The organism is Methylomonas rhizoryzae, from assembly GCF_008632455.1.
GTDB lineage: Bacteria > Pseudomonadota > Gammaproteobacteria > Methylococcales > Methylomonadaceae > Methylomonas > Methylomonas rhizoryzae.
Map to the genome: position 1 here is coordinate 3,833,129 of NZ_CP043929.1, position 26,980 is coordinate 3,860,108.

General features: G+C 53.9%; 18 protein-coding genes. 6 read left to right on the forward strand and 12 right to left on the reverse strand.

Annotation, left to right across the window (positions count from 1 at the left end; all coding sequences use genetic code 11):
* Positions 1-122: 122 nt before the first annotated feature.
* Complete coding sequence (locus tag F1E05_RS17055; protein WP_150050575.1) at positions 123-3,542, reverse strand: cytochrome c3 family protein; 3,420 nt, start codon at positions 3,540-3,542, stop codon at positions 123-125.
* A gap of 699 nt (positions 3,543-4,241) precedes the next feature.
* Here F1E05_RS17055 and F1E05_RS17060 point away from each other — a divergent pair.
* Positions 4,242-5,078, forward strand: coding sequence for a hypothetical protein (locus F1E05_RS17060; RefSeq protein ID WP_150050577.1), 837 nt, complete (start codon positions 4,242-4,244; stop codon positions 5,076-5,078).
* 366 nt (positions 5,079-5,444) lie between these two features.
* Positions 5,445-6,962, forward strand: coding sequence for a serine/threonine protein kinase (locus tag F1E05_RS17065; protein ID WP_150050579.1), 1,518 nt, complete (start codon positions 5,445-5,447; stop codon positions 6,960-6,962).
* Positions 6,963-7,316: 354 nt separating this feature from the next.
* On the opposite strand, the gene gcvP is transcribed toward F1E05_RS17065, so the two are convergent.
* A complete protein-coding gene (gene gcvP / locus F1E05_RS17070; RefSeq protein WP_150050581.1) occupies positions 7,317-10,211 on the reverse strand; it encodes an aminomethyl-transferring glycine dehydrogenase in 2,895 nt (964 codons plus the stop codon).
* A gap of 3 nt (positions 10,212-10,214) precedes the next feature.
* Positions 10,215-11,396, reverse strand: coding sequence for a glycine cleavage system aminomethyltransferase GcvT (gcvT, locus tag F1E05_RS17075; RefSeq protein WP_150050583.1), 1,182 nt, complete (start codon positions 11,394-11,396; stop codon positions 10,215-10,217).
* A 264-nt stretch (positions 11,397-11,660) separates the two neighbouring features.
* Here gcvT and F1E05_RS17080 point away from each other — a divergent pair, with 264 nt between their 5' ends.
* Positions 11,661-12,716 (forward strand): pentapeptide repeat-containing protein, encoded by a 1,056-nt coding sequence (locus F1E05_RS17080; protein ID WP_150050585.1) that lies wholly within the window; start codon positions 11,661-11,663, stop codon positions 12,714-12,716.
* A gap of 1,005 nt (positions 12,717-13,721) precedes the next feature.
* Here F1E05_RS17080 and F1E05_RS17085 read toward each other — a convergent pair.
* Together F1E05_RS17085 and F1E05_RS17090 are read right to left on the reverse strand one after the other, a co-directional pair.
* Positions 13,722-14,141 carry a hypothetical protein gene (locus tag F1E05_RS17085; protein WP_150050587.1) on the reverse strand — a complete coding sequence of 140 codons (420 nt, stop codon included), beginning with the start codon at positions 14,139-14,141 and terminating at the stop codon, positions 13,722-13,724.
* A gap of 92 nt (positions 14,142-14,233) precedes the next feature.
* Entirely contained in the window at positions 14,234-14,749 is a 516-nt protein-coding gene (locus tag F1E05_RS17090) for a hypothetical protein (protein ID WP_232056692.1), read from the reverse strand.
* Between the two features lie 569 nt (positions 14,750-15,318).
* Between F1E05_RS17090 and F1E05_RS17095 the strand changes: the two genes are divergently transcribed.
* From F1E05_RS17095 to F1E05_RS17105, 3 genes are all read left to right on the forward strand, one after another.
* Positions 15,319-15,747, forward strand: coding sequence for a hypothetical protein (locus F1E05_RS17095; RefSeq protein WP_150050590.1), 429 nt, complete (start codon positions 15,319-15,321; stop codon positions 15,745-15,747).
* A complete protein-coding gene (locus tag F1E05_RS17100) occupies positions 15,738-16,934 on the forward strand; it encodes an RtcB family protein (RefSeq protein ID WP_150050592.1) in 1,197 nt (398 codons plus the stop codon). The genes F1E05_RS17095 and F1E05_RS17100 overlap by 10 nt, the downstream gene beginning before the upstream one ends.
* 151 nt (positions 16,935-17,085) lie before the next feature.
* On the forward strand, positions 17,086-17,553 hold the full coding sequence (locus F1E05_RS17105; RefSeq protein ID WP_150050594.1) for a protein tyrosine phosphatase family protein: 468 nt from the start codon (positions 17,086-17,088) through the stop codon (positions 17,551-17,553).
* Positions 17,554-17,559: 6 nt separating this feature from the next.
* Here the strand turns inward: F1E05_RS17105 and F1E05_RS17110 are convergent, their stop codons facing one another.
* From F1E05_RS17110 to F1E05_RS17140, 7 genes are all read right to left on the reverse strand, one after another.
* On the reverse strand, positions 17,560-18,447 hold the full coding sequence (locus F1E05_RS17110; protein ID WP_150050596.1) for a 3'(2'),5'-bisphosphate nucleotidase CysQ family protein: 888 nt from the start codon (positions 18,445-18,447) through the stop codon (positions 17,560-17,562).
* A 17-nt stretch (positions 18,448-18,464) separates the two neighbouring features.
* Positions 18,465-19,004, reverse strand: coding sequence for an REP-associated tyrosine transposase (locus F1E05_RS17115; protein WP_150052063.1), 540 nt, complete (start codon positions 19,002-19,004; stop codon positions 18,465-18,467).
* Between the two features lie 248 nt (positions 19,005-19,252).
* The gene (locus F1E05_RS17120) at positions 19,253-20,791 is read right to left on the reverse strand and encodes a DUF11 domain-containing protein (RefSeq protein ID WP_150050598.1); all 1,539 of its coding nucleotides are present in this window, start codon (positions 20,789-20,791) and stop codon (positions 19,253-19,255) included.
* A gap of 271 nt (positions 20,792-21,062) precedes the next feature.
* Complete coding sequence (locus F1E05_RS17125; protein ID WP_150050599.1) at positions 21,063-21,947, reverse strand: IS5 family transposase; 885 nt, start codon at positions 21,945-21,947, stop codon at positions 21,063-21,065.
* 581 nt (positions 21,948-22,528) lie between these two features.
* Positions 22,529-23,518 (reverse strand): ecdysteroid 22-kinase family protein, encoded by a 990-nt coding sequence (locus tag F1E05_RS17130; RefSeq protein WP_232056693.1) that lies wholly within the window; start codon positions 23,516-23,518, stop codon positions 22,529-22,531.
* A 108-nt stretch (positions 23,519-23,626) separates the two neighbouring features.
* The gene (locus F1E05_RS17135) at positions 23,627-24,913 is read right to left on the reverse strand and encodes an SPFH domain-containing protein (RefSeq protein ID WP_150050601.1); all 1,287 of its coding nucleotides are present in this window, start codon (positions 24,911-24,913) and stop codon (positions 23,627-23,629) included.
* 190 nt (positions 24,914-25,103) lie between these two features.
* Entirely contained in the window at positions 25,104-26,816 is a 1,713-nt protein-coding gene (locus F1E05_RS17140) for a DUF885 domain-containing protein (RefSeq protein ID WP_150050603.1), read from the reverse strand.
* Positions 26,817-26,980 lie beyond the last annotated feature (164 nt).

Here is a 26,980-nt window from a genome sequence, read left to right on the forward strand (position 1 = left end):
AGCAGCGCCGGCCGTTCGTCAGGCTCACGGCGAACGGCTGCTAAATCCTCACAGGCCCGAATCAATAAATAGTTTCAAATAAAAAAGGGACGCGGCTGCGTCCCTTTGCCGATTGATCCGGCTTAGCGTTCCGAGCCCATGCCGCCGGATTCGGCGGCAACTCCGGAAACTACCGTAGTGGTTTGCCCAGCCGTATTCGAACCTAAGTTCACAGCCATGTGATCTTGGCTGGGAAAGCTTTTTTCCAGGCTGTGGCACAAATCGCAACCTATCGGCGTGTTGGCTTTGACCTGAACCTTGGCTTTAACGCCGCTGGCCTTAGCGTTAACAAACACCCGGTCTACTGGCGTTTTGGACAAGCGGGTGCCCTTGTGATCCGCACCGTGGCAGGCCGCGCATTGGTCTTCGCCTTTGCCGCCCGTTAGTTTGGCGTAGTGGTTGTGCCATCCGCCATTGCTGCCGTCTCCGGCGGTTTGCCACCAGAAAGGGTCGTTGACGGGGTGCATGTTGTGCGGCCCTCCCAAAATGCCTTCCTTACTGTTGCCGCTGTAGATACCGCCGTCGAGGTCGGTTTGGATTTTGAAAGCATCCGCGGTATGGCAAACGTTGCACTCCAGGATGGTGCCGGTATGCCCTTGTAATTGTAACGCCGTGACATTGTCGTTCGCCTTGGGATCGCGATTCGGCCAAATGGCGTGAGCCGCGCCGTGACAGGCGGCACAGGCAACGTTACCGTGGCTGTCTTTCCCTTCGCGAAACACCGCCGCGTCTATGCTTAATGGCTCGTCGAAACTCTCGAAGGTTTGCGCGACAAAGTTATAAGGTTTTGTCGCACTGATGGTCAGCGTCTTTTGTACCCGCGGCACCACGGCAAACCGGGCTTGATCGGGATCGGTCAAATCCGGCTTGCGGCTGATTTGCGCCGGTTGCAGCGGATCGAACGCGGTCTTCAGCACGGCGTCCGCGCCTAGGCCGGTATGACAGGCGCCGCAATCGGGTTGATCGAACCACGAGGTACGGAACAAATCGTGTTTTTGCCCGCTGGTGTCGGTTGCGCTGGAAGGATCGCGCACGCCCGGACTACCGTCGGTTTTGGTAAACGCCCCGCCCATGGCCAACATATCCCCGTGACAGTCGTAACAGCTTACGCCCGCGGTAAACATGCGATCCCGGTAGTGTTGTTCCCGCTTGCCGCCGTGACACTTCAGGCAGTTTTCTTCCATGGGCAGCTGCTTCCCGGATTCGTCGAAGATGGGGAATAAGGTATCGGGATTCAAATTGGCATTGGCCGTGCGTTGCTTATCGCCGCTACGCCAATCGAAGCGCTGGTACATGCCGTTTTCCTTGCGTTTGATGCCGTCTTTAGCTGCATTCCACATCAGCTCGCCGTGAAAACGGTGCATGCTGACCGAAAAATCCGGGTAGTAGGCCGGATCGTCGATATTGTTACGGCCGCCGTCATACCAAGCCAAGCCGAAATTGTCCGCTTGATACGGTGAAAAATGGCAGCCCATGCAGTTCATCGGCCGGTCGCCGTTGACTTTGCCGCTCGTCGAGTTGATGGTGCCGTGCTGCATGCTGGTCAGCATGTAAAAGCCGTCGTAAAACTCGTGCAAACTCTCGGCATTCATAGACGCCGCATATTCTTCGTCGAACAAATTGCCGGGCGTGCCGCCGATATCCGCGACGCTGAACAATCTCGGCTTCTCTTCGCAGGCAGGATAAGGAGCGCGGTTGTTGGCCACCCGGCGAGCGTCCGAAACCAAACCGAAGGCGCTGCCGCGGCAGGCGGCCTTTGTATGCGGAGGATTTTCCGGCGCGGCGATGCCGCCCTTGCCGTGACATTCGCGGCAGTGAAAATCCCTGCCGGCGGATAGCACGCCGTCGGTTTTCGCCAAAGTCGTGCCGTTGTTATCGACGGCCTCCACCCGCAACAGGTTAAACGGATTAACCCGGCCTTGGTCGTCTATGCCGGTGATCGGAATTTGTTGCGCCTTCCACCATTCGTCGCCGCCGGCCTCGAACTGGCCGGTCGCTGTGTTCCAAACCGGCGGATTGAAGCCCGAAAACGCTTGAGCCTGATTGACTTGATAAGGTTGATCCTTACCGGGCATGTAACGGCCGTGATCGCTATTGTTAGGGTCGTTGACCAGGGTGCGCACCCCGTTGTTGTCGTAGGCGCGCACCGCCCCTTCGTCGAAGTCCGGCGCCACCCCGCGTACCGACAGGGTTTTGCCGGCGTCGGCGGGATCGGGGATTCTGAAGGTAAAGTATTTGTCCATGATCCACGGCGTTTTGCGGTAAGCGCTTTCGTCGACTGCGTAGGTAACGGGATTGCCGTCCTTATCCAACAAGCCGTCGATAATGCTGTAAGCCGCCGTACCCGGCTCGCGGCTGCGGTCGGTGGCTACATTCCAAATGTCGGTTTTTTGTATGCTGGCGCCGAGCAAATCGTTGTCGTCGGTGACCGGATAATTTCGGCTGGTCGTGTTGATCGAATAACGCCCTACCGGATCTTGCGGATTGGAGGCCGCCGCATAACGCAGTTCCACCGCATCCTTGCCTAATGACTCGGGTTTAAGCGCTTTTTTGTAAGCGTAGGCATTCATCGAGGTCACCAAAGGGTTGTACGGCATATAAGCATTGCGTATCGACTTGATGTCGCTGTCGTGGCTCATGCTCCATTGTTCGAACGGAATCACTACCACGTCGTCTCCGGCACCGTCCAGCTCGCTGCCTCGCAGCGGTGCCGTTTTAGCCGAAGCGGCGGCCATGGCGATAACGGAATCCGGCGGGTTCGGCGGTTCGCCGACCTTGACCGTGATGGCGGCTTCGCAGCGGCGGCCGGCCGCATCGGTAGCGGCAAAACGCGCCCGGTAATAACTGTTATCCCGCACGAACGTCACGTTGGCGGACGCGGTATCCGGGTGACCGTCGCGATAAAAAAGCCCGTTTCCCCGCTCCATGGTCTCGCCGACCGCACCGCCGGAAAAATCCCATTCATAGCTGAGCGGAGCCGCTTTTTTATTTTTTAATTTGGCGCTGCCGACGAAGTTAACTAACTGGCCGGCCGTATAACTGGCGAATTCGCCGCCTTTCGGCAGGCTAGGCGTGACGATTTTGCAAACCGGAGTTAAACCGCAGTCTTTAGGAGCACCGGCGACTTTCTTACTGGCGCTGAGCTCCGCGCCGACCACGGTAACCGTGCAGGGCTTGTCCGCCAACTGTTGCTTGGGCACGCTAAAACTGAATTTTTGCTTGCGGCTTTTGCCGTCGGTAGCCAAGGAAAACAGCGACGAGCCGCTGCCGTCGCCCAGCGCTCCGCCCTCACCGTGCAACAGCTGTAGCTCGCTATCTTGCGGCATGCTGTCGCCCTTACCCAAGCTGAATTGGCCTTTCACCGTCAAGCTGCCGGTTTTTTTACTGATGACGGCACTGCTGACGGTCAACTTAGGGGTGGCCTGAATGCCGGCGCAAAACAGTAATAGGTTTAAAAATATGAAAGCCCTGCCTAAAAGCCAGCGTGCTGATTTATCCCTCATGAGTCCTCACCTGATGAATGTATTGTGCTTGGCTCGGATTTCTTGCGAAACCAAGGCCGTTACGCTCGTAAAACGGCTGGTGCTAGGTTGAGCGAGCACAGGCTGACAGGCAATACTCGGGCCATGCCCGGCTTACCTTCATCAGGCGGACAACCAATGATGCGATTATCGGGATTGCCCCACCGAAAATGCAGGGCGGGCGCGGCTTCTTGCGCTCTCGCGCATCGGCGGCGGCTGTTGACATGTCGCGCCTGCCGCTAGGCTATACCCGGCTTGAGCCGGCAAATTGCGGGAAATGCCGATGTTTGCCGAAACAAATCGGCCATATCACGCAACGGGCACAACAATAGAAACAGTCTGCAATTAGCAGCACTATATGAAGAAAAGGTTATTTGCATTCTAGGGCTGGAATTCAAATCGGTTCCTGCTCATATTCACCTCTAAGGACAGTATAAACAGTGTCTTTCGAAGTGCCCGGGATGATTAAATCATTTCACACCGCTGACGTTTAACAGATCGGCGGTTAATGCTGGCAGTTCTATGCGGTTTGTGGCACGATTCATCCGAGTATCCTTTCTGGGCTTTTTGGTAATCATGCAACCAATATCATGTCCGAATTCATAAAAAATTTACCATATAAATCAAATGTCTGAATAATATATTTAACCTAAAAACTCTAGTTAAGCCGTTAGAAATGTTATGAATATAGTTATTTGGTTTTTGATGACAGTCCTGATTGTTGCCGATCTTGGATGCGCGCGCAGACCTTCCCTGCCGAATCAAACAGCCATTCCGACCAGTCAGGCATTACCCGTGGATGGCGTATGGCGACTATCCAGCGGTAACACCGGCTTCATGTTTCGCATCGACAAAGGCCGTATGTTTTTCTTGGAAAAACAAAAACCATTGCCGAAAAACAGTCCGCTCATCATCAAAACAATCACCAAGAACGCCAAAACTCCCTCTGCAGCCGATTTGAGCCGGCAACCGGGTGATGTAATCGTCCAGGACATCCAAAAAACCTCCAATCCGTTGATTTACGCCTGCCAAGCTTTTTTTTACGACGTCAAAAGGCGTCTTTTAATTTTGACTGCCGCTGAAATCCAGATTAGCTCCAGTACAACGCTTGTTTTGAAAATTCCTCCCAACCCAGCCGCCGGACTATTGGAGGAGATACAGGACAGTTTTTTGCGGGAAACACTGGATAATCAAACCCTATTCGATCATGCCTTGCTGCCCGACAATAGAGTTGTTCGACCCACCGGCCCGGAGCCACGATCCGCAGCGTCGAACTCGAACAGGAAAGTCATTTCGATTCCAATGGATAAAATGGAATCGAATGGTCAATTGTCGAAATCGGCCAAGAACTTCATAGCACAGACCGTGAAAGACGCACAATCGGTGAATGGCTGGGTCACCATCAAAATACCGCCCAATGCGCCGGACGCAGTAACGAGCGGTTTGATGGATATGCCACTGGATACCCAGGTCGACCCCCGTATCAGCTTCTATGAAATGATCATTGTCAAACCTTGAAACACGGAGCATCCGGCGGCATCACCTAAAGTCGGGTGGAAATCAAATCACAGGGCTCATTGAATCAATCCGGAAAATAGCGAATGCCTCCCCAGTCGAAGGCACTCAAATGCTTTGGACTGGGAGCTTACTCCTAATAGGGGCAAAGCCGGTTAGCTACTTGCTCCGCGCCGATGCCCTGTTATCTGTGCCGAATCGGGACTTCGCCGCCAATTTGCAATCTCATCGTTTGTCTCAGGCCCGCCGGAAGTAGTGGCTTGCGCGAAAACGCAGGCGGATGCGGCAATGATTCCGTAATTCTGTTGGCGATCCGCGAGAAACAACCGGTCACCATAGTGCCAACTACTAAAACTTAGGCTGACAGCCATGAATACAATTGGAAGCTACAAGATATTGCACAAACTCGGCGAAGGCGGTGTGGGCGAAGTATTCAAGGCAGTCGATTCCATGCTGGAGCGAGAAGTCGCCGTTAAAGTGTTACGAGCCGAATTGAGTCAGCGCGAAGAGGTTTTGCAACGATTTCGCAGTGAAGCTATCGCATTGGGGCGCTTGAATCACCCCAACATAGCCACCGTTTACGCCTTCGCCAGGGACGGTGAACGTTACTATATGGCGCTGGAGTATATAAATGGCGAAAGCCTGGATCGACTGCTTTCCCGACGAAAAAAACTCCCTTGGCAGGAGGCTGTTCAATATGCATGTCACGTGTTGGATGGACTGGAACATGCGCATCGGCTGAATGTGATTCATCGCGACGTCAAACCCAGCAATATTTTGGTGGCCCATACCGGCACAGTGAAAATCATGGATTTCGGCATTGCCCGGATCCTGGAAAAAACGCGGCAAACTAAGCAGGGTTATCTGGTCGGCACACTGGAATACATGTCTCCCGAACAAATCCAAGGAAAAGAGGTGGATGCCAGAGCAGACATATACTCTTTTGGCATCGTGCTATATGAAATGATCACCGGGCGCCTGCCGTTCCAGAAAAACACCGAATACGAATTATTGAAAGCTCAAATAGAGGAAACTCCGCAACCACCGCGCTTCTTTGCGCCGGATATTCCTCCGAATCTGGAAAACATTATTTTGCGTTCATTAGCCAAAAAGCCGGCCGATCGCTTCGACAGTGCGCTGAAATTTGTGACGGCTTTGCGGGCAATCGGCAGCGATGTGTTCACCAAATCGGATTTTCCGCCGCCAACCCGGTTGGCAACGCCGGACTTCCATTCCGGATTCAGCACATTCCCGTTCAAACGTATCGGAGTTCGCAACAGACTTGAGCGAATAAGAACGCTATGCGCTGATTACCCTATCCCTATATTATTTTTGGCTCTGATGACATTTGGGGCTGCGAGCCTTTATTTTCTGCTGCCCCCGTCTATCCTGGAATCTGTCGACCATCAGTCAAAACGTTCGCCGCAAACCGATGCTCTACAGCCGCCTTTTAACAACATCAGTGATACGGCACCGATGATACGGACTGACAACCCTCAACCGGCCGTTAATCAACCGGCAGCCGATTTACCTGTCGCACTTCCTAAACCCATCCCGTTGCAACGCTTTGAACCGGAGCCGCTGCCTATTTCTCCGCCTTACCAACCGGTTATAAACCAGCGTGAACAGCCATCGGAATCCGAAAGCCGAAAATCCATTTCGTCCAAGCCGGACATAACATCCAAAAGACGACGAGTTAAACCCGATAAAACGGCTGAAAATAACACGACCCAAGCCGTGGATGAAGATAAAGCATATTGGGATGAAGTGAGACGAAGCACCACCGACACAAAACACACTAAATCATCGGCAAAATCAAAAAACGCTAACCAGGACCCGTATTGGCAAAACGCTGACCGCAAGGTTACTGAGTTTTTGAGCGAATAATAACTTTTCGGTGCTGGTTGCTATTCGGTCATAAACTAAATTCTGCGAGAGAAATAGGAACAAATCCATCCTTGAATCGCCCCGGATTTCTTGGAGGCTCCAACCTTTGACAGAATGGAGCAATGAAAGAGAAAACGTCAATCCATACATCTAATGCTAAAAACAGGCACAAACTCCATTCCCAGCTTTCCGGCTTTTTCAAGCCGATATTGACCCTCGATTAAATTGAATCTACCCGGTGTTATTTCAGCGAGAATCATGGACTTATCAACATCGACGGCTGCCGATACACTGTGATAGTACACCTTAGCTAAAAAGCCCATTTGCCTCAGTTTTATTCTCGCATCGCACTCCTCACCCCTCCTGCGCCCAATCCGCCGGACACGTGCACATCACGTTTCTATCGCCGTAAACGTTGTCGATGCGACCGACCGAGGGCCAATATTTGTCGTCGTGCTGGTGGCTGTCCGGGAAGAGCGCTTGTTGGCGCGAATACGGCAGGTTCCAGTCTTCCAGCAACAAGCGGTGGGTGTGAGGGGCGTTGTGCAGCAGGTTGTTGTCGGGTGCGGCCTGACCTTGCTCGATGTCGCCGATTTCCGCGCGAATCGCGATCATGGCGTCGCAAAAACGGTCGATCTCGGTTTTATTTTCGCTCTCGGTCGGCTCTATCATCAGCGTGTCGGCCACCGGAAAGGCCACGGTCGGGGCGTGAAAGCCGTAGTCGATCAAGCGCTTGGCGATGTCTTCCACACTGACGTTGGCGGTTTTTTTGAAGGCGCGGCAATCGACGATGCATTCGTGCGCCACCCAGCCGGCGGGATCGGTATACAGAATCGGATAATGCGGCGCCAGCCGGCGGGCGATGTAGTTGGCGTTCAAAATCGCGGTCAAGGTAGCCCGCCGCAAGCCGGCGGCGCCCATCATGGCGATGTAAGCCCAGGAGATGGTCAAAATGCTGGCCGACCCCCAGGGCGCGGCCGAAACGGTGCCTACGGTGCCGTGCGGACCGGCCGCCGGATTGACGCCGGCGACCACCGGATGTTCCGGCAAATACGGGGCCAAATGGCTGCGCACGCCGATGGGGCCTACCCCCGGCCCGCCGCCGCCGTGCGGGATGCAAAATGTCTTGTGCAAATTCAAATGCGCCACGTCCGCCCCTATCGTGCCGGGCCGGCACAAGCCGACCAGGGCGTTGAAATTGGCGCCGTCCATATACACTTGGCCGCCGGCCGCGTGCACCAAGTCGCAAATCTCCCGGAACGCTGCCTCATACACGCCGTGGGTGGAGGGATAGGTAATCATCAATGCAGCCACTCGTTCGCCGTGCGCGTCCAGCTTGGCGCGCAGGTCGTCCACGCTGACGTTGCCGTTGGCGTCGCAAGCGATGGGCATGACTTGCAGGCCGGCCAAGGCAGCGCTGGCCGGGTTGGTACCGTGCGCGGAAGCCGGGATCAAACACAGATCGCGTCCGCTTTGACCGTTGACCTCGTGGAATTTACGGATCACCAATAACCCTGTGTATTCGCCTTGCGAGCCGGCGTTAGGTTGAAAGGAAAAAGCGTCGAAGCCGGTCAGGTCGCATAGCATGTCTTCCAGTTCGTTGAACAATTGCTGGTAGCCTTGGGCTTGGTATAGCGGAGCGAACGGGTGCATGGCGTTGAATTCGTAGAACGAGATGGCCTGCATTTCAGTGGCGGCGTTCAGCTTCATGGTGCAGGAGCCAAGCGGGATCATGGCGCGGTCCAAGGCGATGTCGCGCCGCGCCAACCGGCGCATGTAGCGCATCATTTCAGTTTCGGAATGGTAACGGCTGAATACCGGGTGTTGCAGGATGGCGTCGTCGCGCAACAGATGCTCCGGCAGGCATTCCGCCAATTGCGCGTCCAGCGCGGCGATGTCCGGCAGATCGGCGGCCGGCGATACGAACAATTGCCACACCGCGCGTAACTGTTCGCGGGTGGTGGTTTCATCCAGCGAGATGCCGATGCGGTCGGCGTCTATCACCCGCAAATTCAGACCGGCCTCCACCGCGCGGGCGGCGATGCGTTTGGCGCGATTCGGCAAATGCACGACCAGCGTGTCGAAATAGCAGCGGCTCAGCACGGTGTGGCCACTGGCCTCTATACCGGCCGCCAGAATTTGCGCGTAGCGGTGCACGCGGCCGGCGATCAGCCGCAAACCTTCGGCGCCGTGGTAAACCGCGTAAAAACCGGCGATGACCGCCAGCAGCACTTGCGAGGTGCAGATGTTGCTGGTGGCTTTGTCGCGCCGAATGTGTTGCTCGCGGGTTTGCAGGGCCATGCGCAAAGCCGGCTGGCCGTGCACGTCTTTAGACACGCCGATGATGCGGCCGGGCACCGAGCGTTTGAATTCGTCGCGGGTAGCGAAGTAAGCGGCATGCGGGCCGCCGTATCCCATCGGCACGCCGAAGCGTTGGGCGCTGCCGACCGCGATGTCGGCGCCGAAAGCGGCCGGCGGCTTTAGCAGTACCAGACTCAACAAATCCGCGGCCACCGTGGCCAAGGCTTGTTTTTGGTGAGCGATGGCGATGGCCGCGCTCAAGTCGCGCACCTCGCCGCTGCAACCCGGATATTGCAAGATCAACGCGAAAAAATCGTAGTTTTCCAGTTGGCTGAACGGGTCGGCGACGATGACTTGATAACCCAGCGATCTGGCGCGGGTTTGCACCACGGCAATGGTCTGCGGCAAACAATCTTGATCCACAAACACCGCGTTGGCCGGACTTTTCGCCAGCCGCCGCGCCATGGTCATCGCTTCCGCCGCGGCGGTGGCCTCGTCCAACAGCGAGGCGTTGGCCAACTCCATGCCGGTCAAATCGACGATCATTTGCTGAAAATTCAGCAAGGCTTCCAAACGGCCTTGGCTCACTTCGGCCTGATACGGGGTATAAGCGGTGTACCAGCCGGGGTTTTCCAGCACGTTGCGCTTGATGACGGCCGGCATGATGGTGTCGTAATAGCCCATGCCTATCATCGAAGTCAGCACCTGGTTGCGTTCGCGCATTTTGCGCAGATATTTGATGACGGCGCGTTCGCTGATGGTTTCGGTCAGTTTCAACGGCTCCCGGCTCAGAATGTCGGCCGGGACGATGTGTTCGACCAAGTCCTCCAGCGACTGCAAGCCCAGCGCTGCCAACATCGCTTGGGTTTGGCCGGCGTCCGGGCCAATGTGGCGGCGGATGAAATTGCCGCGCATTTCCAATTGCGCCAAGTTCATGGGTGCAGTCATGAGTTACCTCCGATAGCGATGCGGAACGAAAGGCAGTTTGCACACGCTGACGGCCACGCATTGGTCGCGCACTTGCGCGGTCAGCCGGGTGCCGGGCGCAGCGAATTCGGTTTCGACTAAGGCCATCGCGATCGGCCGCGCTAAACTGGGGGAATAGCCGCCGCTGCTGACCGCGCCGATTTGTGTTTCGCCGTTAAACAGCGGCGCGCCTTCCCGCACCGGTAGTTTACCTTCTATAGACAAGCCTACTCGTCGCCGTGGCGGGCCGCGGCGCAGGTGTGCCAATATGATCTCGCTGCCGGGAAAATCTGCGCGGCCGGCCGGAAATAGCCAACTCAAACCGGCTTCGACCGGGCTGACGGTTTCGCCGAGTTCGTGGCCGTACAGGCACAAGCCCGCTTCCAAGCGCAAGGTATCGCGTGCGCCCAGGCCTATCGGCGCCACGCCGTCTTGCTGCAACAATAAGGTTGCCAAACCTTGTGCGTCGCCGGCGGCTAGCGAGATTTCGAACCCGTCTTCGCCGGTATAGCCGCTACGGCTGATCCGGCAGGGAATGCCGGCAATTTGCGCCTGACAGCCGTGCATGAACGGTAATTGCGCGACCTCGGGCGCTAGCGTGCCGAGAATCGACGTGGCCTCCGGCCCTTGCAAAGCCAGCAAGGCCAAATCGTTTTGCTCGGAAAATTCGCAATCTTCCGGCAATGCTTGGCGCAGATAGGCATAGTCCTTGTCCTTGCAGCCGGCGTTGACCACGACGGCCAGCCCGGTTGCGACACGAGTGACGATGATGTCGTCGATGACGCCGCCTTGCGGATTTAACAGTACCGTGTATTTTTGCCGGCCCGGCGGCAAGCCGGCCAGCCCGCCGGGAGTCAGCGTTTCCAAGGCTTGCGCCGCGCGCGCGCCGACGATGCGGCATTGCCCCATATGGGAAATATCGAACAAGCCGGCCCGGCTGCGGCAGTGCAGGTGTTCGCGGATGATGCCGGCCGGGTAGTGCAACGGCATCCGGTAGCCGGCAAACTCGGTCATTTTGGCACCTAGTCGCAAGTGTAAGTCGAACAGCGGCGTTTGTTTCACGGCAGCACCCCCGGTTATACACACAATAATGCCTGTCGGCTGGATCGGTTCGTCGCCGACGGGGATCAAGTCCGCCTGGCGTCCGGACTGTTGAGCATTAATCATAGCCGAGTCTCTTATGCTACGTTGCCCTCCAGCCCCTGCCATTAAACTAAGACCTAAGCCCTTGCCCCCGGCTCGAAGGCCGGCGTTGCATTAGCGACCAGCCTGAAAATCAGGAAATATTCCTGTTGCCCCACCCGGTACGGATTTTTACCATGAGCGTGGCTCTCATTTCGGCCGCCCGCCGCCAGCGATCTTTAGTTGCCTCCGTATCCGATTGTGGTTGCAGCGGGTAATACGGGTGGCCGCCATTCTTAGACGACTCTCATGAAACTACCGTTAAAACGCAGTACTTTGTTGATTTCCTTATGCCTGGCCCCGCTAGTGGCCGACGCAGCCGGCGCCACCCGCATCAACATGGTGTTCCTAGGCGTTTGGGACCAGCAGCAGAAATACCGCAAAGGCGACGTGGTGAGCTATAACGACACCTTGTATCAAAGCTTGAAATCCAAAAATCAGGACTTACAACCGGACCAAGTCAGCTCGCATTGGCGAAAAATCCTGGGTAGCGGCACATCCGGCGGTTCCGGCAACGCGGCGGATTGCGACAATCCGGCCAGCGGCGCAAATTTGGTCGGCTGCGATTTTTCCGGCGCCGCCGCGAAATTGCGCAGTTTGGACTTGCGAGCCGCGCGGCTGGTCAACGCCACCTTGGCCGGCGATTTGGGCGACGTCAATTTGACCGGCGCCAATTTAGTCGGCGCAAAACTCGGCAGCGGCAACGACTCCGAAGATGCGACCGGGGTATCGCTGAGTGTGAACGGCGGCGACGTCGGCGCCAGTTTCAGGGGAGCGAATCTGTCGCAATCGTCCACCGCCTTTACCACGCCGTTGCAAGCCGCGTCGGTGCATTTCGACGGCGCCGACATGACCGGGGTGTTATGGCCGTCGGCCAATCTGGAAGTGGCGTTTTTTCCGGCCGCAACACTGGTTTACGCCAATTTGATCAATGCCTCCCTCTATTTGGCGGATCTGTCGCATGCGGATATGCGCGGCGTGGTGTTGGACAGCGCCAATTTGAATCTGGCATCGCTCTATCAAGCGAACCTGGTGCATGCGGCATTAGGGTCCGCTAATTTGGAGGGGGCCAACTTTTACCAGGCGGACGTGCGCTACGCCTATTTGGGCTCAACCAAGCTAGCCGGTGCCGACTTTAGCGGCGCGGATTTGTCGTATGCCGATTTGACCAATGCCACAGGCGGCGATTCGGTGCTTTACGACGCCAACACCCGCTTCAACAACACCATTTGCCCGGACGGTAGTAAAGTAAACGGCAATACCATCGTTACCTGCCAGGGTCACGGCTTCGGCGCGCCGCAATGACGGTCGGAGCGCACTCATCCGCCAAACTTGCGCTTACTTGGCCGCACGCATTTTGGGCTATTAGCATTCTAGGGTTAAAAATCAGCGCGACTCATGTTTTCAGACTGCACCGTTTTGAGCAAAACACGGTTGGGATGGTAGCTGGGTGCAATAGCTTGTTACTCTGAAAGTCACGAGGCAGCCCCCCCAAGACACTAGCGACAGAGCAACGTCGACTTTCATTTGCCGGGGCGATGCCCAGCCTTCATGAACGTTACTCTGAAAGCCATGGCGGAGCAACAGAAAGCCGCGACTCGCAAGGCCATCTTCGCAACTATGCATTGCTCCTGCCAAACGACCTTTAATTTGCCTGGGCGATTGCCAGATCTTCATGATCGTTAGGCGCAAAAGTTGGTTGAGAGCAATGCTCGTTAACGGCTAATTTCAGGCCTTTGAGGTTGGTTTCTGAATGGCCGATTTATGTCGGATATTACTCGTTTAACGTTAAGGTGAGGGGCGCGCCGCCTAAGGAAGCCAAGCGAAGCCGCCGAACCCGATTCAAAAACCAACCTTCAAAACCGCCTTGGCGCGGCGCGTCCCTTTGACCGCTGTGTTAGGTTAAGAAATTACACCTAAAGCCGTAGCCATACAAGAAAAAAGATGCGCTACCGCTGCAAGGCGGGAAGCCGAGTAGTCCCCAGAAGCGACTCCCCTAAAACGAGGGTTAAATAAAGAGCGGCCCAATAAATTTCCAGGACTGAAGAAAATTGACAGCATCACATGCTTTTCCTCTTTCAGCGGAAAGTCGACTCTATTATTGATTACGGATGGTCGTGGGTATTGGGCCTGCCCCAAACATATTGGCCGAAACGCAGGCATGAACGATTGGGGCTAATTCAAAAGTTTGGTCAATAAAACCACCTCCTTATAATGCTAAGTTTTCTGTGTTGATTGCCTAACGAAATGCTTGAGCGGCGCGCCGCTTTTGCGTGTCCGCCTCGAAGCGCTTGTTAGGTGACAATACTCTCACGACCTATTTCCCACACCGAATAATTTTCCGATCGTTCCTGCGAGAATATTATTATTTTTCTCAATTGGTTCTCCGCTACTTGTTTCATGTGAGATGCCGATTGCTACATAGGAACATTTAGAAAAATTCAATCTTGAGTCATTTAGCAACGATTGGTCCGTGACGTATGCAATGCCCACAGGTAAATCCTTGGCATTCGGTTCTATCCGTGTTCCTTCCCACCTAGCCGCAAGGACAAGATGTTTAATTTCTTTCTCATGATTTTCATGAATCCATTTTATAGGGTTTTTTGCTTCACCCAGCCAATAGTCTGGCCGATCCTCACCAGGTATCTCTCTCAACAATTTCACAACAATCGGCACTTGGTCGTATAACTCTTCAGGAGCGTAGTCAACACTGGTGATGGTTAATTCCATTTCTTGTCACCTAACGTAGAGCTAACCGGGCGCGGCACGGAAAGCTGAAAAAATAAAACCGCATTGTAACCGCGCTCCGGTTGAGCGCAATGTTAGGCTCGGCCATTTTCAATTGGCTGAGCACAAAAAAAGAGAACCAAATCACCAACGGTATTGACCTTGGCATACATTGGGTTTCCCGTCGTTTCCGAGAAATTACGCCTTGTGCGTTCCGCGACCTCTGATGCAATGACAGCTTCGACATCTTCTATATCGATCTTGAGGTCTTTCTCGAACGAGTCATTCCACCTAAGGGGAAAGGACTGAAACTCAGAGCCAAGATAGGATTGAACCTGCTCATAGACTGCACGAACCACCCAAGTGTCGTTAGCCCGGCAGCTTGCTTCGCGGGCGAACGTGCATATGGATTCACCGGTACGTTGCGCGGCGAGTTTGCTTAAGTGGGCTTTGGCTCGCTTAGTTTCGATGACAGAGATTGCGCCGAAAAAAGCAACGAAACAAAGAACGGGTATTGGGTGCTGCCAGAGCAAGTATGCAAACGAGGCCAGTAGAACGGCGAGAATACCCAACGCTCCCAAAGAGGTAGGCTTTCGTGCTACTCGCGGCATGAGTCTTGAGGGTATGCGCATATGAAGGACCTAACTAGTAATTAGATAGTTCTGTATATCTACCGAAAATTAATCCTCGAACCGATAATTTATTGATTAACATATGATTTTCCCGTCTGTATATCATCGGAACCTAGTAGGCATGACTGGTAAACATCAAATTGCGGTCATTGAATCAGATTAGACGATAGACCGCAACGGGTCGGGACAAGACGATCATGCCTTGTCCTACCAAACGGTGAATTCTCCAAGAACTGCAATCCGGTCAAATCACCGGACTCAACATTACATCCCAGTGGCTTTCATTCCAACCTCGGAATGCAAATAGCCGCATTTTATTGACTTACATAGACTATCGTTTAGAATGCTGCGCTTTCTCATCCACCAATCTCAGGAGGCTCGCTATGTCCGATATTGCCGCATGCTTTAGCCTCGGGTTCGTTTCTCGCCGGTAAGACATTTTCCGGTTGATTCGACCGGGGCTCCCAACCATTCCAGTATTTTTTCTACGCCGCGGCGTACCGCAGGCAAGCTTTCGCTTGTTTGGCGCCGCGGCTTTGGGAGTTTTTATGAATTCATCATCCCGAATCGGGAAAAACCCGGCGCGATTGTGTGCCGAATGGCGCGCGGACGACGGTCAAGATCCGCGCTACGAAAAACGCGGACGCAAGCTTCACAGCGATTGCCGGCAAGCCCACCGGTTTTGCAAGGAAGTGGAGCGCTTGTTGCCGCTGATTTTGGCCGGCGAGGCGACTAACCCTATCTTGCGCGAATTGAATATTATTTCAGTGCTTTCCGAGGATGAAGGTCGGCGTCTGCGGGTAATCGTGGCGTGCAATCTTGAACCGAACCGGCAACACGTACTAAGGCAAGCTTTCAAACACGGCCAAGCCTGGTTGCGTACTGAATTAGCCCGGCATTTTCGCCGCAAACGCATGCCGTTGCTGTGTCTGGATTATCTGTACGGCACTGGCCGGGAGGATCAGCCATGCCGATAAAACGCACTATCAGCAAAGGCAAGGTCCCGGTTAAAATTTTTACCGACGATGTGGAATCCGACGCACTACAGCAACTGTACAACTTGTCGCAGCTGCCGTTTATTCATAGCCATATCGCCGCGATGCCGGACGTGCATTTAGGCAAGGGCGCCGCCGTGGGTGCGGTGATTCCGACTCGCGGGGCCATCATTCCGGCGGCGGTCGGGGTGGATATCGGCTGCGGCATGCATGCGGTTCGCTTGTCGCTCAAAGCCAAGGATTTGCCGGATAATTTGCGGGCCTTGCGCTTGCATATCGAAGCGGCGATACCGGTCGGATTTGCCATGCACAAACAGGACAAGGCACGGGAATCGACAATACGCGCCTTATCCGGCGGTTTACACGCGCTGTTGCAAAAACATCCGAAATTACAGGCCCAACAAAAGAAACCTTACCAAACCTGGATCCGCCAAATCGGTACCTTGGGCGGCGGCAATCATTTCATCGAATTGTGCTTGGACGAAAACCAGGAGGTCTGGTTGATGCTACATTCCGGCAGTCGCGGTATCGGTAACGCCATAGGCGAATATTTTATCGGCTTGGCGCGCAAGGATATGGGCCGGCATTTGCTGCAATTGCCGGACAAAGATTTGGCATATTTCAGCGAAGGCGCCCGGCATTACGACGATTATCTGCAGGCGGTGAGCTGGGCTCAGGATTACGCATCGGCCAATAGGCGCGAGATGCTGCATTTGATCGCCGAGGCCTTGCGTAAGAAACTGCCTAAATTCGGGGTGACTAAAGAGGCGGTGAATTGCCACCATAACTATGTCGCGCGGGAGCAGCATTTCGGCGCGTGGTTATGGATTACCCGAAAGGGGGCGATTCGAGCCGGCGACGGCGAACTCGGCATCATCCCCGGCAGCATGGGCGATAAATCCTACATCGTGCGCGGCAAGGGTAATCCGCAAGCGTTTTGTTCCTGTTCGCACGGGGCCGGGCGGCGCATGAGCCGCAGCGCCGCCCGACGCTTATTCGACGAACGGCACGCCGTGGAGCAAACTGCCGGCGTGGAGTGCCGCAAAGACCTAGGCATCGTCGACGAATTGCCCGGCGCTTACAAAGCGATCGATCAGGTGATGGAAAACCAAAGCGATTTGGTCGAAGTGGTGCACACCTTGAAACAAGTCTTGTGTATAAAAGGCTAACGCGACGCTCAAAGCGGCCCCGGCCCGGCGTGGTATACCGGGCCGTGGTTTTGCGCGGAACGGGCTCGATCATTGTCGTCGGCGCCAGCAGCTTCCCGGTCGCCGCAACAGGTCATCGGCTGCAAAGCCAACCTCACCCAAAGGAGTAAAAATGGACAGCGACGCAAGAGAATTCGACGCCGAAAACGTTTACCGGGTCTTCGACTGGCTGTGGAGTTCCGGACAGCTGTCGGCTCGCGACATCGCCCGTTTGCCGCAATTGCACATCGCCTTGGTGATCAATTTGGCACCGCCGAGCGCCAGCAATGCACTGCCCGGCGAGGCGGAATTAATCACCGGCCTGGGCATCAATTACCTGCAGATTCCGGTCGATTGGCAAGCACCAAAGCTAGAGCAATTGCACGATTTCTTTGCCACGGCCGACGCTTACGCCGGGCGCCGAATTTGGCTGCATTGCGCCAAAAACATGCGTGCTTCGGTTTTCGTCTATTTGTACCGACGCTTGCATTTGGCTCACACCGACGAAGAAGCCCGCTTCCCGCTGCAACAAATATGGGCGCCGAATCCAACCTGGCAGGCGTTCATCAATGCCGCTTCCGTCGAAGCGATCAAGCTTTAAACCCATTTATACAAGCAAGCGGCCTGACAACTCTCGATACAGGCTGACCATGGCGTCCGCTATGTGCCTGTCGCTGCTGTACAACACGCCGCAATGGTTTAGAAAGGTGGACTCCGGCGGGTTCAAATCGAGCGACCGGCCGCAGATGTCGGCGACCGGCGCACCGGCTTCGCCGAATAAACAGGCGGTGGCCGCGTAATCCCAAACGCTGCCGCCGCCGGTTTGGAGTTTGGGGAATTTGAAATAGCAAGCCGGGGCTGCGAGCACTTGGCAGGCATTCAATGCCGCCCCGCCTTGCAAAACCAGGCGAGAGCCGGTGTAGCCTAGTTGCACGGCCATCCCTTGCAGCCGGTTGACGGTGGCTTGATACAAAGCTTCGTTAGCGAAACTTTTGTCGGTGATGAAGGTTAGGGTAGTGGACTCGCTGCCGGGGACGCATAACGGCTGTTCGTTGCTAAACGCGCCGCCGCCTTTGACGGCGTGGTACAGGGTTTGGCTCAACGGGTCGTACACCACGCCCAAGCACGGCGTGCCGTCTTTGCTAACCAAGGCAATCGATACCGAATAACCGGGAATACCCTCGATAAACGGCAAGGTTCCGTCCAGCGGGTCTACGCACCAAAAATAGTCTTTGCGCAAGCGTTCCCCGTCGTCCGGGCTTTCCTCGCCCAGCCAAGCCAAATCGAAGCGCTCGCTGGCGGCTTGCAAGGTTTGCCGGATCAGCGCTTGGCTATTGTGGTCGATTTCGGTCACCACTTGCGAAGCCAAGCTGTGGTGGCCGGTTTTGGTGCGGACGGCAACGTCGCTGGCGGCGTGTCTGGCGATATAGTGTCCGGCCCGATAAGCGGCGGCAATCGCGCATTGCTGCAGCAAGCTTAAATCAAGTATTCGCACAAGCGACCTCGTTCCGCTCAACGATTAACTTCGCCAAATTCAGCATCCGAAGATTCTGTGAAACCGACCCAGTCGGACGCTAAAAGCGCGTTGCGCACATCGCGATGAACGGTCGAATAAGGCCACTCGCTTAATTGATTTACGTAGCCATGTTTCACGGGATTCCAATGGCAATAGTCGATATGCCTGGAATAATCCCGATCGTCGCGTATTGCATGCTCCCAGAACCTCCGCTGCCATATGCCGCGTTCGTTGCGATTGCGACGGGTCGCCGATAGGCGTTCGCTGCGCGGTAACCCTTTGGCGAACAACAGTTTCATCAGCCGCAGACGAACTGAGAAATCAGCGGTATCCGCTGGCAGGGTCAATACCATGTGCATGTGATCCGGTAGTACCACCCAGGCGTCGATATAAAACGGATACAGTCGCTTCACGCGGCGCACCGAATCGCGCAGCAGGTCGATGTGATCAGTGAGTAGCGTCAAACGGCGTTCCAGCAGATTCACCGTGAAAAAATAACACCCGCCCGCCACAAAAACCCGTCGATAATTCGGCAGCGCCACCCCCGACAACAAAACGTGGTTAATCCAAAATCCGCCAACTCAAATCAAGCGTAGGGCGGATTCGGAGCGATAGCGACAATCCGCCAAAACCTCAAATGCACGATCAAGCAGCGCGGGCATATCGAAAGCCATCAATGGTGGATTGCTTCGCGAATCCACCTTACACCAACGGTTTACCCGCCGTACGGCCGTTCAAATCTAAACTATTATCCAAGGTCAGCGGCAACTTTGCTACAGAACCATTAATTAGGCGTAAGTATAAATTCGGCTTTCGAAGTTTTAGAGAATGCCTTTAGTTTCCCGTAAGTTATATGTTTTGGCATAGTAAAAGCAATTCTTGCTTTACCTGATACTGTTTTTGGTTTTTTGTAAGCTTTATTCACAACAGTCTCAATTGTCACACTTACAGAAGCTCCCGCAGAAATGGTATTAAATTTGCATTGGACTTTTGTTTTTCCTTTACAAGAGCCTTGGCTAGATGTAACTGTTATAGATTTTAGATTTTTTGGTAGATTTATCGAGAGTTTTGTGTTGGTGAGAGTTGCATCGGTATTGTTAACTAAACTAGTGGATAAGGATAAATTTTCTCCGATTGTAACAGAGCTATTTGATGCCACAAAATCGAAGCCAATATCGTTAAGGTAACCTAGATTTTCAGTGTCTCCTATATTGCCCACTGCAAGTGCTACTGGTTTTTTTCCTGGACCTTGCTTAGAACTTGAAAAATCTGAAATCAACGACCTATAGCCATTCGACCTATCAATACTAAAGAGGGCTCCGCCAGTAATATTTCCACCATCATCTAAGACTAATATTTGTCCAGCGCTGGTTGCTTTAATATTAATTGGATTATATATTATTTGGCCTTGTGAATTATCTCCAAAGTCGCTAATTATTTTCCTATAACCTGTTGCGGGGTTTATAGAAACAAGTATTCCATAGTTGTCGAGACCTACTCCAGGAAGTACGCCAAATATATTTCCGCTGGAGTCTACGGTTAGTGGATACCTGGGTAGAGATACTTGAATATCCCAGAATCCAAGATACTGTGTCTGAGGTAATCCAAAAATAATAGGGCCTTGTAAAACATTGTTCAAGTCGCTCAAGATTGATCTGGCGCCTATGTTTTTATCAATTTGATATATGTTTCCAATATAATCAGTGATTATTGCGTTTTCTGACGTAATTGCAATGGAACGAAATCCCTTTCCAGGGCCCTGAGACAATCGATCTCCGTCGCTTATTATTTCTCTTTTGCCATTGCTTAAGTCAACTGATAATAACAGATTTTTAGTGGAGTTTTCGCTTGAACTTGTGGAAATAATAGCATTTCCTGTTTTGTCAATTGCAATATCATAAACTTTGCTAAGTTGCCGCAATACACCTTGATCTGAGTTATTGAAGTCACTAATTAATTTCCTATTTCCAGTTTTGGAGTCGATCCTGTGGAGAGAGATATGTCCATAACTCTCAGGCAATCCATTGCTGAGATTCGATGCAACAACTAGATTGCCATTGGACTCGACAGCTAGTGCAGAAACAAGCCCCCAACTTCTATCTGGAGTAGGGTTTTCAAAGTCTTGGCTTTTTGATTGGCTAATTATGCTTCTTGTGCCATTTGTCAAATTTATTTTTAATGCTACGGGCATTGGTAAAGTGAAATTCGAAAAGCTAGATTTAATGTTTTCTTCGGCTATAATTATAGCGTTTTCTTGGGCTAAGGCTGTTTTCAAAAATAAGATAATTAAAACTACGCATGCTAAATTAATATTTTTTGTCATAAATAAGTCTAAAGTAGTTATGTGAAAATTTTCAATCATTTTAAAAAGTATGCTGGCGTAAATTTTTATGGCAGATGATGTATGCATTACAGCCAGCATCAATTTTTAAAACAGTTGGATGTGTTTAGTTAGTAGTTGTTAAGGAACCTCTGAAAAACAGCCGTTTTGAGCAACAGTCATTTCTAAGGCTGGTCAAAAACTTCAATAATCGACTGATTTTTATCAAAACAGCCGGTTTTTCTTGAAAAACAGCGGTTTTGGGAGTCTATTTTCAAATGGCAGACGCAATCAGGCATCGACGTTCATGCGCCTCACCGCGCAGCACATTGGCAATCGCGGTCAAAAAGGTTAATCGGGCGGCGTTTTTGGCTAAACCGCGATAGCGATTCTTGGCGTAACCAAAGCGGATTTTAATAGCCCAAAACACGTGCTCAACCTCGGCGCGACGGCTGGCCAGCTCTCTGGCGGCGTCTCGCAGTATTTTGGCCGCCGTGCTCTCGTCTTGAGTCAACTTTTTCAGTTTACCCAGACGCATCGCAATCACGCAGGCGGGCGGATTTTCGGTTGGCATCTCGGGGCGTCGGTCCAAGCTTTGATAGCCGGCGTCACCGTGCACGAAGTGCTCTTCGCCGTGCAGCAGGTTGGCCGCTTCAGCCACGTCGCTCACATTTCCTGCGGTGACTTTGAGCGTATGCACCAAGCCGGTTTCGCTATCGACGCCGATGTGAAATTTGCTGCCGAAAAACCATTGATTGCCTTTTTTACTCGAATGCATCTCGGGATCACGCGCCTTGGTTTGATTTTTAGTTGAGGTCGGTGCGGCAATCAGGCTGGCACGATTGTCGATGCCAGCTCTCAAAAACAGCCCGCGTTCACCCGGCGTTTGGTTGATCTCTTCGAAGATTTGCTCGCTCAAGCCGTGCTGTTCCAGCAAATGCCGATATTGCAAGATCGTGCTTTCGTCCGGCACGGCTTCCAGACGAATGCCGCAAAAGCGCCGTAGCGATTCAATCTCATAGAGCGCGTCTTCCATGTCAGGATCGGAGTAGTTATAGACAATCTGTGCCACGTGCACATGCTGCATGGCATTCAGGGCAAACGGCTTGCGGCCGCGTCCTTTACCCGATGCGTAACGGGGTTCGATCACCGCGCACATGACCGACTACGGCAACAGGTCTTCGAGTTGGTTCAGAAACTTTTCGCGCCGTGTCAGTTTACCTTTGTTGGCCTATTCGGCATCGGCAAAACTCAGCTGTTGATACGGTTCCATGTGCGTTATCTCGAAAGCAGGACTGTTGTCGATTTATATCGCTTGCCGCTAATTAATCAGAGGTTCCTTAAACTGGTGAAAATTTATCAAAATATATTCGTAATGATTGAAAAGACTCTCTCGGATAAACAGCTGTCCATGCCAACCTCCGTGACAATCAACATAAGAAACGGTGTAAAACTGTACCAGAGTTATTCCGTTAGTGCTATAAACCAAGTAGGGTACGTACCGCGTACCATTGTTGTGTTTGGCTCATTGGAAGTTCCGTAAATGGTATGCGGTGCGTACCCTAAGCGGTTGACAGCTTATTGACCGATCGTTGTCAACACAAATTAAATATTTTGCGGCAACTTAGGGCCGTAACAACGCGATCATTTCCCGATGACCAAATTCCAACCATGTTATTAGATTCAATGCTAAAGCCCCCTTAGGTTGTCTTGCAAGCCTAATTGGCAAATAGCCCTAAATCATTCGCGGATAGGTCCATACCCGACTTCTGGTATTAATTGCCGGATAACCCGACTAGCAGTGCGCTCGCTATAACTGTCTCTTGGCCAATGCCCGGGGCTCCAGCCTTTTAAAAAACGGTGAAAATCGGTCCAGGCGACTGGGTATAGGGCGCGCCAGTCGGTAATTAGCGCCTCGGCTTTCGCGGATTTGCCGTGTGTATGCAGCGACCGGCGTAGTTCGGCGAAGTAAACATCCAACAATTCGGTTTCGCGGCGTTCGCATGCGTCCGGCGGCAAACAGCTGTCGATGAAATAAGCGACGTCCTTGATGCCGGGGCCGCCGCCGACATATTGAAAGTCCACTGCCGCAACGCCTACCCCGTGATCTGCGAAACAAAAGTTGTCCAGTTTGGCATCGCCGTGAATCAGGGTTTGATACGGACTGGCTTTTAGCGCGCGGTCTATGGCCGCCGCGGCCCTTTTCAACGGTGGGTCGTCCAATACCAGCCATTCATCCAGGCGGGTATCCAGATGCCAATAGCTGCCGATAGGCCACAGGCCTTCCGGCGCTTCACCCAGGAAATTGACGTGAAATTCGGCCAGCCAGCGTAAACAGGCGACGATGTCGCACTCGCTGACGCGACGCCTGCGGCGCGAATAGCCGGCGGCATCCAGATCCTCCAACACCATGACCACTTCGCCGCCGAAATCCGCGCATGCCAAGCCGTGCGCTACCCGACAAACGCCATTGCAACGTCCGGCCCATCGATCGTACCAAACGGTTTCCACTTGATAGGAACGTACCTTGCGTTGGTGGGACAAGTCGCCGACGGCTTTGCCTTCCGGCAGTTGCACATGCTTGACGACCACGCTGTCGTAGACGCCGCCGGTCAATGCGTAACGGGCGATCTCGCCGTAACCGCTCCACAGCCGCTGTATGGCCTGCCGTTTTGCGGCGGTTTTGGCACCGGTGGCTTGACGGACAAAGGTGCAAATATCGACTGACACGGTATAGACGGCTACGGCTGTGGAAGATGCGCTTATTATACAAAGCAGCCCAGGCATGCATTGCATATCTAAACGATCCGCATGCGTGCGGCACTTGTCTGGCCGGCATCAATTGCCTTTCATGCTCATATCCAGTTTCAACTCCCTGGCGGTTTGCGCTTTCAGCAATTCGATCAAGTCGTTGGCCGCCCCGCCGCCGGTCGCGCCGGCACCCATTTGAATTTCCGGCACCCATTTTTGCTTTTCTATCGCTTCGGCATAGCGTATGTGTACCGTTTTCCAGGCCTCCAGTTTGGCGGTCAAGGCACCGTCCGCACTCATCACCAGCCGCTTGTATTCGCTATCGCCTTCGCCGCGCAATCGTTGCTCTTCTTTATAGGCAATGGCGGCCAAGCGCTTTTGCTCCGCTTCCAGTTTGCCTTGCTCGGCGACCAACACCGCCTGAGTGGCTTTGGTAACCGCGACTTCTTTTTCCTTTTCGGCGTCGACTACGGCCTGGATTTTTTCCTGTTCCTTGGCGTAACGGTCCACCATGACGTTTTTCTTACCCTGTTCCTCCGCCGTCAAGGCTTCTTGCCGCGCCCGCTCCGCATCGGCTTTGGCGGTGATGATGCCCATGGTCGCCTCGCGTTTGCGGGAAATTTGCTCCAGGGTCTTTTTTTCGAAATCCCAATCGGTGATTTGAAAGCCGTTAACCAGAATGCCGTACATTTTAAAATCGCTGGAATGCTGCAGCGGCTGGCCGTCTTCGCCGTACTTGATGACCGGTATGTTACGGGTAATGTGCTCTTTGGTGCTTTCTTCCTTCTCGGTAACGGCTTTCAACTCGGTAAAAAACTTGCCGGAGGTCACTTGTTGTTCAGCCCATTGGGTAAAAATTCCGCGCTTTTCCGCATAAGCCTCTTCCGAAGTCATCAAGCCCGCGGTCAAGTTCATCGATTCTTCGGTGATCGTGCGGATCAATTTTTCGGCGACGGCATAGCGGTTGCGGAAGTCTTTGTGCAAGCGAATCATCGTTTCTTCGTCGTTAGGCAAGGCAAAACGCGCTTTGCCGTAAACGACGCCGGTACCGCCGTCCTGATAGCGTACCGATATACCGTTAGCCGATAAACTATGTTCGCTGTCTTTACCGGCCGAGCCGGCCTTGTCGAAATCGTAGGTAGCCACATCCCAGTACGGTTCGGTTTTGCCGAAACCTTTGAAATAAATACCGGGGTTGAACCTGACGTATAAGGTGCCGTTGGGGTATTGCACCACCGTGCGTTCGCCGGCGTCGTTGATGCCGAAACAATAGTGACCGACGACCAGCAAGGCAGCTGCCGAGAGCAGATAAATCGGCCATTTGCCGGAAACTTGCAGTGGCGGAACTTTACTAAAAATCGTTTCGGAACTCATAGGCTTTCCTCGATCAAGAATGGATGAACGACGACAAAATTTATACTCTGAAAGTCATGGCGGGAGCGACGCCTTCGTCGCGACGAAGGCGTCGCTCCCGCCGAAAAACCTCAATACTTTGAACATCTTGGTAGGACAGACACATAGTCGCGATTTGCAAAACCGGCCTCGCGACTGCGCGTCGTTTGACTCAGCGCTTCGCACCTGCCTCCATCATCGCTTTACGAACCATAGCTATCGGCGGCGCACCGTAGGACAGAAATGCGTCGTGAAAGGCCGGCCACGCCGCTTTGCCGCCTCGCTTGGCCGTCCAATCGTCGCGTAATTGCCGAATCAACAGCTTACCCAAGGTATAGTTTAGATAAGCCGGGTCGAAGGTACCGCGCGCGGCCTGTTGGCGGGCGTTGCCTGGATCGCGGAAAGCGTGTTCGCGAAACATGTGCTCGGCTTGTTCAACCGTCATGCCTTGGGTATGCAAGCCGATGGCCGACAAAAAACGCACGTTGCGCAACAAGGCGTTCAGCAATTGGCCGATATGCGTTTCCGGATCGCCGTGGCTGTAACCCGCCTCCCAAATCAATTCTTCGACATAATGGGCCCAGCCTTCCGAAAACGCATAACTGGTGAATAAGCGGCCTAGTGGCGAGCCGGCCCGATGCGCATGCAGATGTTGCAGAAAATGCCCCGGCCAGACTTCGTGAGCGGAAACGAACAGCAAATTCGCCTCTCCCGGCACGTAGGCGGCTTGCTCTTCGACTGTCCAAGCCGGATCGGGCGGAGCCACGTAATAGATGGACGGCAAGTTGCGTTCGAACGGGCCGGGAATGTCGATATAAGCCAAATTCCAACGGGCATAAGCCGGAGAGGGTGCGACAACGGCATCTTCGTCGCCGGGTATGCTCAGCAAATGCCGTTCGGCAACAAAGGCTTTGAGTTGCTGCAACTGCCGATTGGCCGCGGCCACCGCCCCGTCGGCCGGTTTATGCGCTTCGGCTTTGGCGACGCACTCAGCCGTCGTCTCGCCGGGTGCATACAGCCCGCACGCTTGCCGCAACGCGGTTAAGTTGCGTTGCAAATCGGCCCGGCCCATTTGCTCCAGGTGCGGCAACGGAATGTCGACGCCTTCTGTTTCTTTCAGCATTTGCGCAAACCGTTGCGCTCCCAAAGCGAAATCTTCGGTCGCCGTAGCGCGTTGCTGCTCCAGCCAAGTCACCAAGTCCAGCATGGCCTGCACCGCTTTCGGCACGGTTTGGCCAAATCGTTGCTGCAAAGCCGTATCGGCAACGTCGGCGAACGCGGCTTTGGCGTCGGTTTGGTAAAACTTGGCCATGCCGCCGAATACGGTTTTACCAATGTCGATGAAGCTGCGCGGCAACGGTAAGGCCAAGTTGGCGCGGATATGCGCGGCGGCTTGAGGCACATTGTCCGCATAGTTCAAAAACGCTTGCATGCGGACCGGCAGCGGCGCGTAAGCACGGTTGACGTATAGGTTGGGATCCAGCGCACGGGAATAAAACAGCGGATTTTTGTACGGCGTGCCGACTTGACGCCGCCAAAACAGCTGTTTGCCGACTACGGCTACCAGATAATCGCGTTCGAAGCGCTGTTGCGGCGTCAACGCTTGATCCGGATAGGCCAAGGCTTGAACGCGCTGCGCTTCCAGCCAATTTTCGGTGTTGCGCAAACCGGCCGCACTCCAATCCGGCAGACGCCCGTCATACTCGTGACGACCGGCATCGGCGGCGAATTCGGGATGCTGTTCGAAATAGCCCGCAACGAATCGCTCGACGAAATCGGGCCAAGGCAGAGCGCCGGTCACGGCGGATGCCGACGGACTTGTGGCGACAAGCAGGACTAAAAGCAGTGCCCGGCTGTAGATAAAAATGCGGCTGATCCATTTCATGGCGGTTTACTCGGATAACGGAGCTGCGCCGGATGATACCCCCGCGCCGGCCGTCAAGCCAGAAATTGCTGCTCGCCGGCTAACGTGCACGAAAGCATCGCACTCACCCCGGCCGATGAAAAAGCATTGACAGTGGAATCGCGACTCGAAAGGCTGTTCGCGAA

What these genes read in the sequence shown, in the direction of transcription:
- F1E05_RS17060 (WP_150050577.1), top strand. Translation starts at nt 4,242, where the DNA reads ATGAATATAGTTATTTGGTTTTTGATGACAGTCCTGATTGTTGCCGAT.
- F1E05_RS17105 (WP_150050594.1), top strand. Translation starts at nt 17,086, where the DNA reads ATGGACAGCGACGCAAGAGAATTCGACGCCGAAAACGTTTACCGGGTC.
- F1E05_RS17065 (WP_150050579.1), top strand. Translation starts at nt 5,445, where the DNA reads ATGAATACAATTGGAAGCTACAAGATATTGCACAAACTCGGCGAAGGC.
- gcvT (WP_150050583.1), bottom strand. Translation starts at nt 11,396, where the DNA reads ATGATTAATGCTCAACAGTCCGGACGCCAGGCGGACTTGATCCCCGTC.
- F1E05_RS17095 (WP_150050590.1), top strand. Translation starts at nt 15,319, where the DNA reads ATGAATTCATCATCCCGAATCGGGAAAAACCCGGCGCGATTGTGTGCC.
- F1E05_RS17135 (WP_150050601.1), bottom strand. Translation starts at nt 24,913, where the DNA reads ATGAGTTCCGAAACGATTTTTAGTAAAGTTCCGCCACTGCAAGTTTCC.
- F1E05_RS17085 (WP_150050587.1), bottom strand. Translation starts at nt 14,141, where the DNA reads ATGGAATTAACCATCACCAGTGTTGACTACGCTCCTGAAGAGTTATAC.
- F1E05_RS17100 (WP_150050592.1), top strand. Translation starts at nt 15,738, where the DNA reads ATGCCGATAAAACGCACTATCAGCAAAGGCAAGGTCCCGGTTAAAATT.
- F1E05_RS17120 (WP_150050598.1), bottom strand. Translation starts at nt 20,791, where the DNA reads ATGACAAAAAATATTAATTTAGCATGCGTAGTTTTAATTATCTTATTT.
- F1E05_RS17125 (WP_150050599.1), bottom strand. Translation starts at nt 21,947, where the DNA reads ATGTGCGCGGTGATCGAACCCCGTTACGCATCGGGTAAAGGACGCGGC.
- gcvP (WP_150050581.1), bottom strand. Translation starts at nt 10,211, where the DNA reads ATGACTGCACCCATGAACTTGGCGCAATTGGAAATGCGCGGCAATTTC.
- F1E05_RS17055 (WP_150050575.1), bottom strand. Translation starts at nt 3,542, where the DNA reads ATGAGGGATAAATCAGCACGCTGGCTTTTAGGCAGGGCTTTCATATTT.
- F1E05_RS17080 (WP_150050585.1), top strand. Translation starts at nt 11,661, where the DNA reads ATGAAACTACCGTTAAAACGCAGTACTTTGTTGATTTCCTTATGCCTG.
- F1E05_RS17090 (WP_232056692.1), bottom strand. Translation starts at nt 14,749, where the DNA reads ATGCCGCGAGTAGCACGAAAGCCTACCTCTTTGGGAGCGTTGGGTATT.
- F1E05_RS17140 (WP_150050603.1), bottom strand. Translation starts at nt 26,816, where the DNA reads ATGAAATGGATCAGCCGCATTTTTATCTACAGCCGGGCACTGCTTTTA.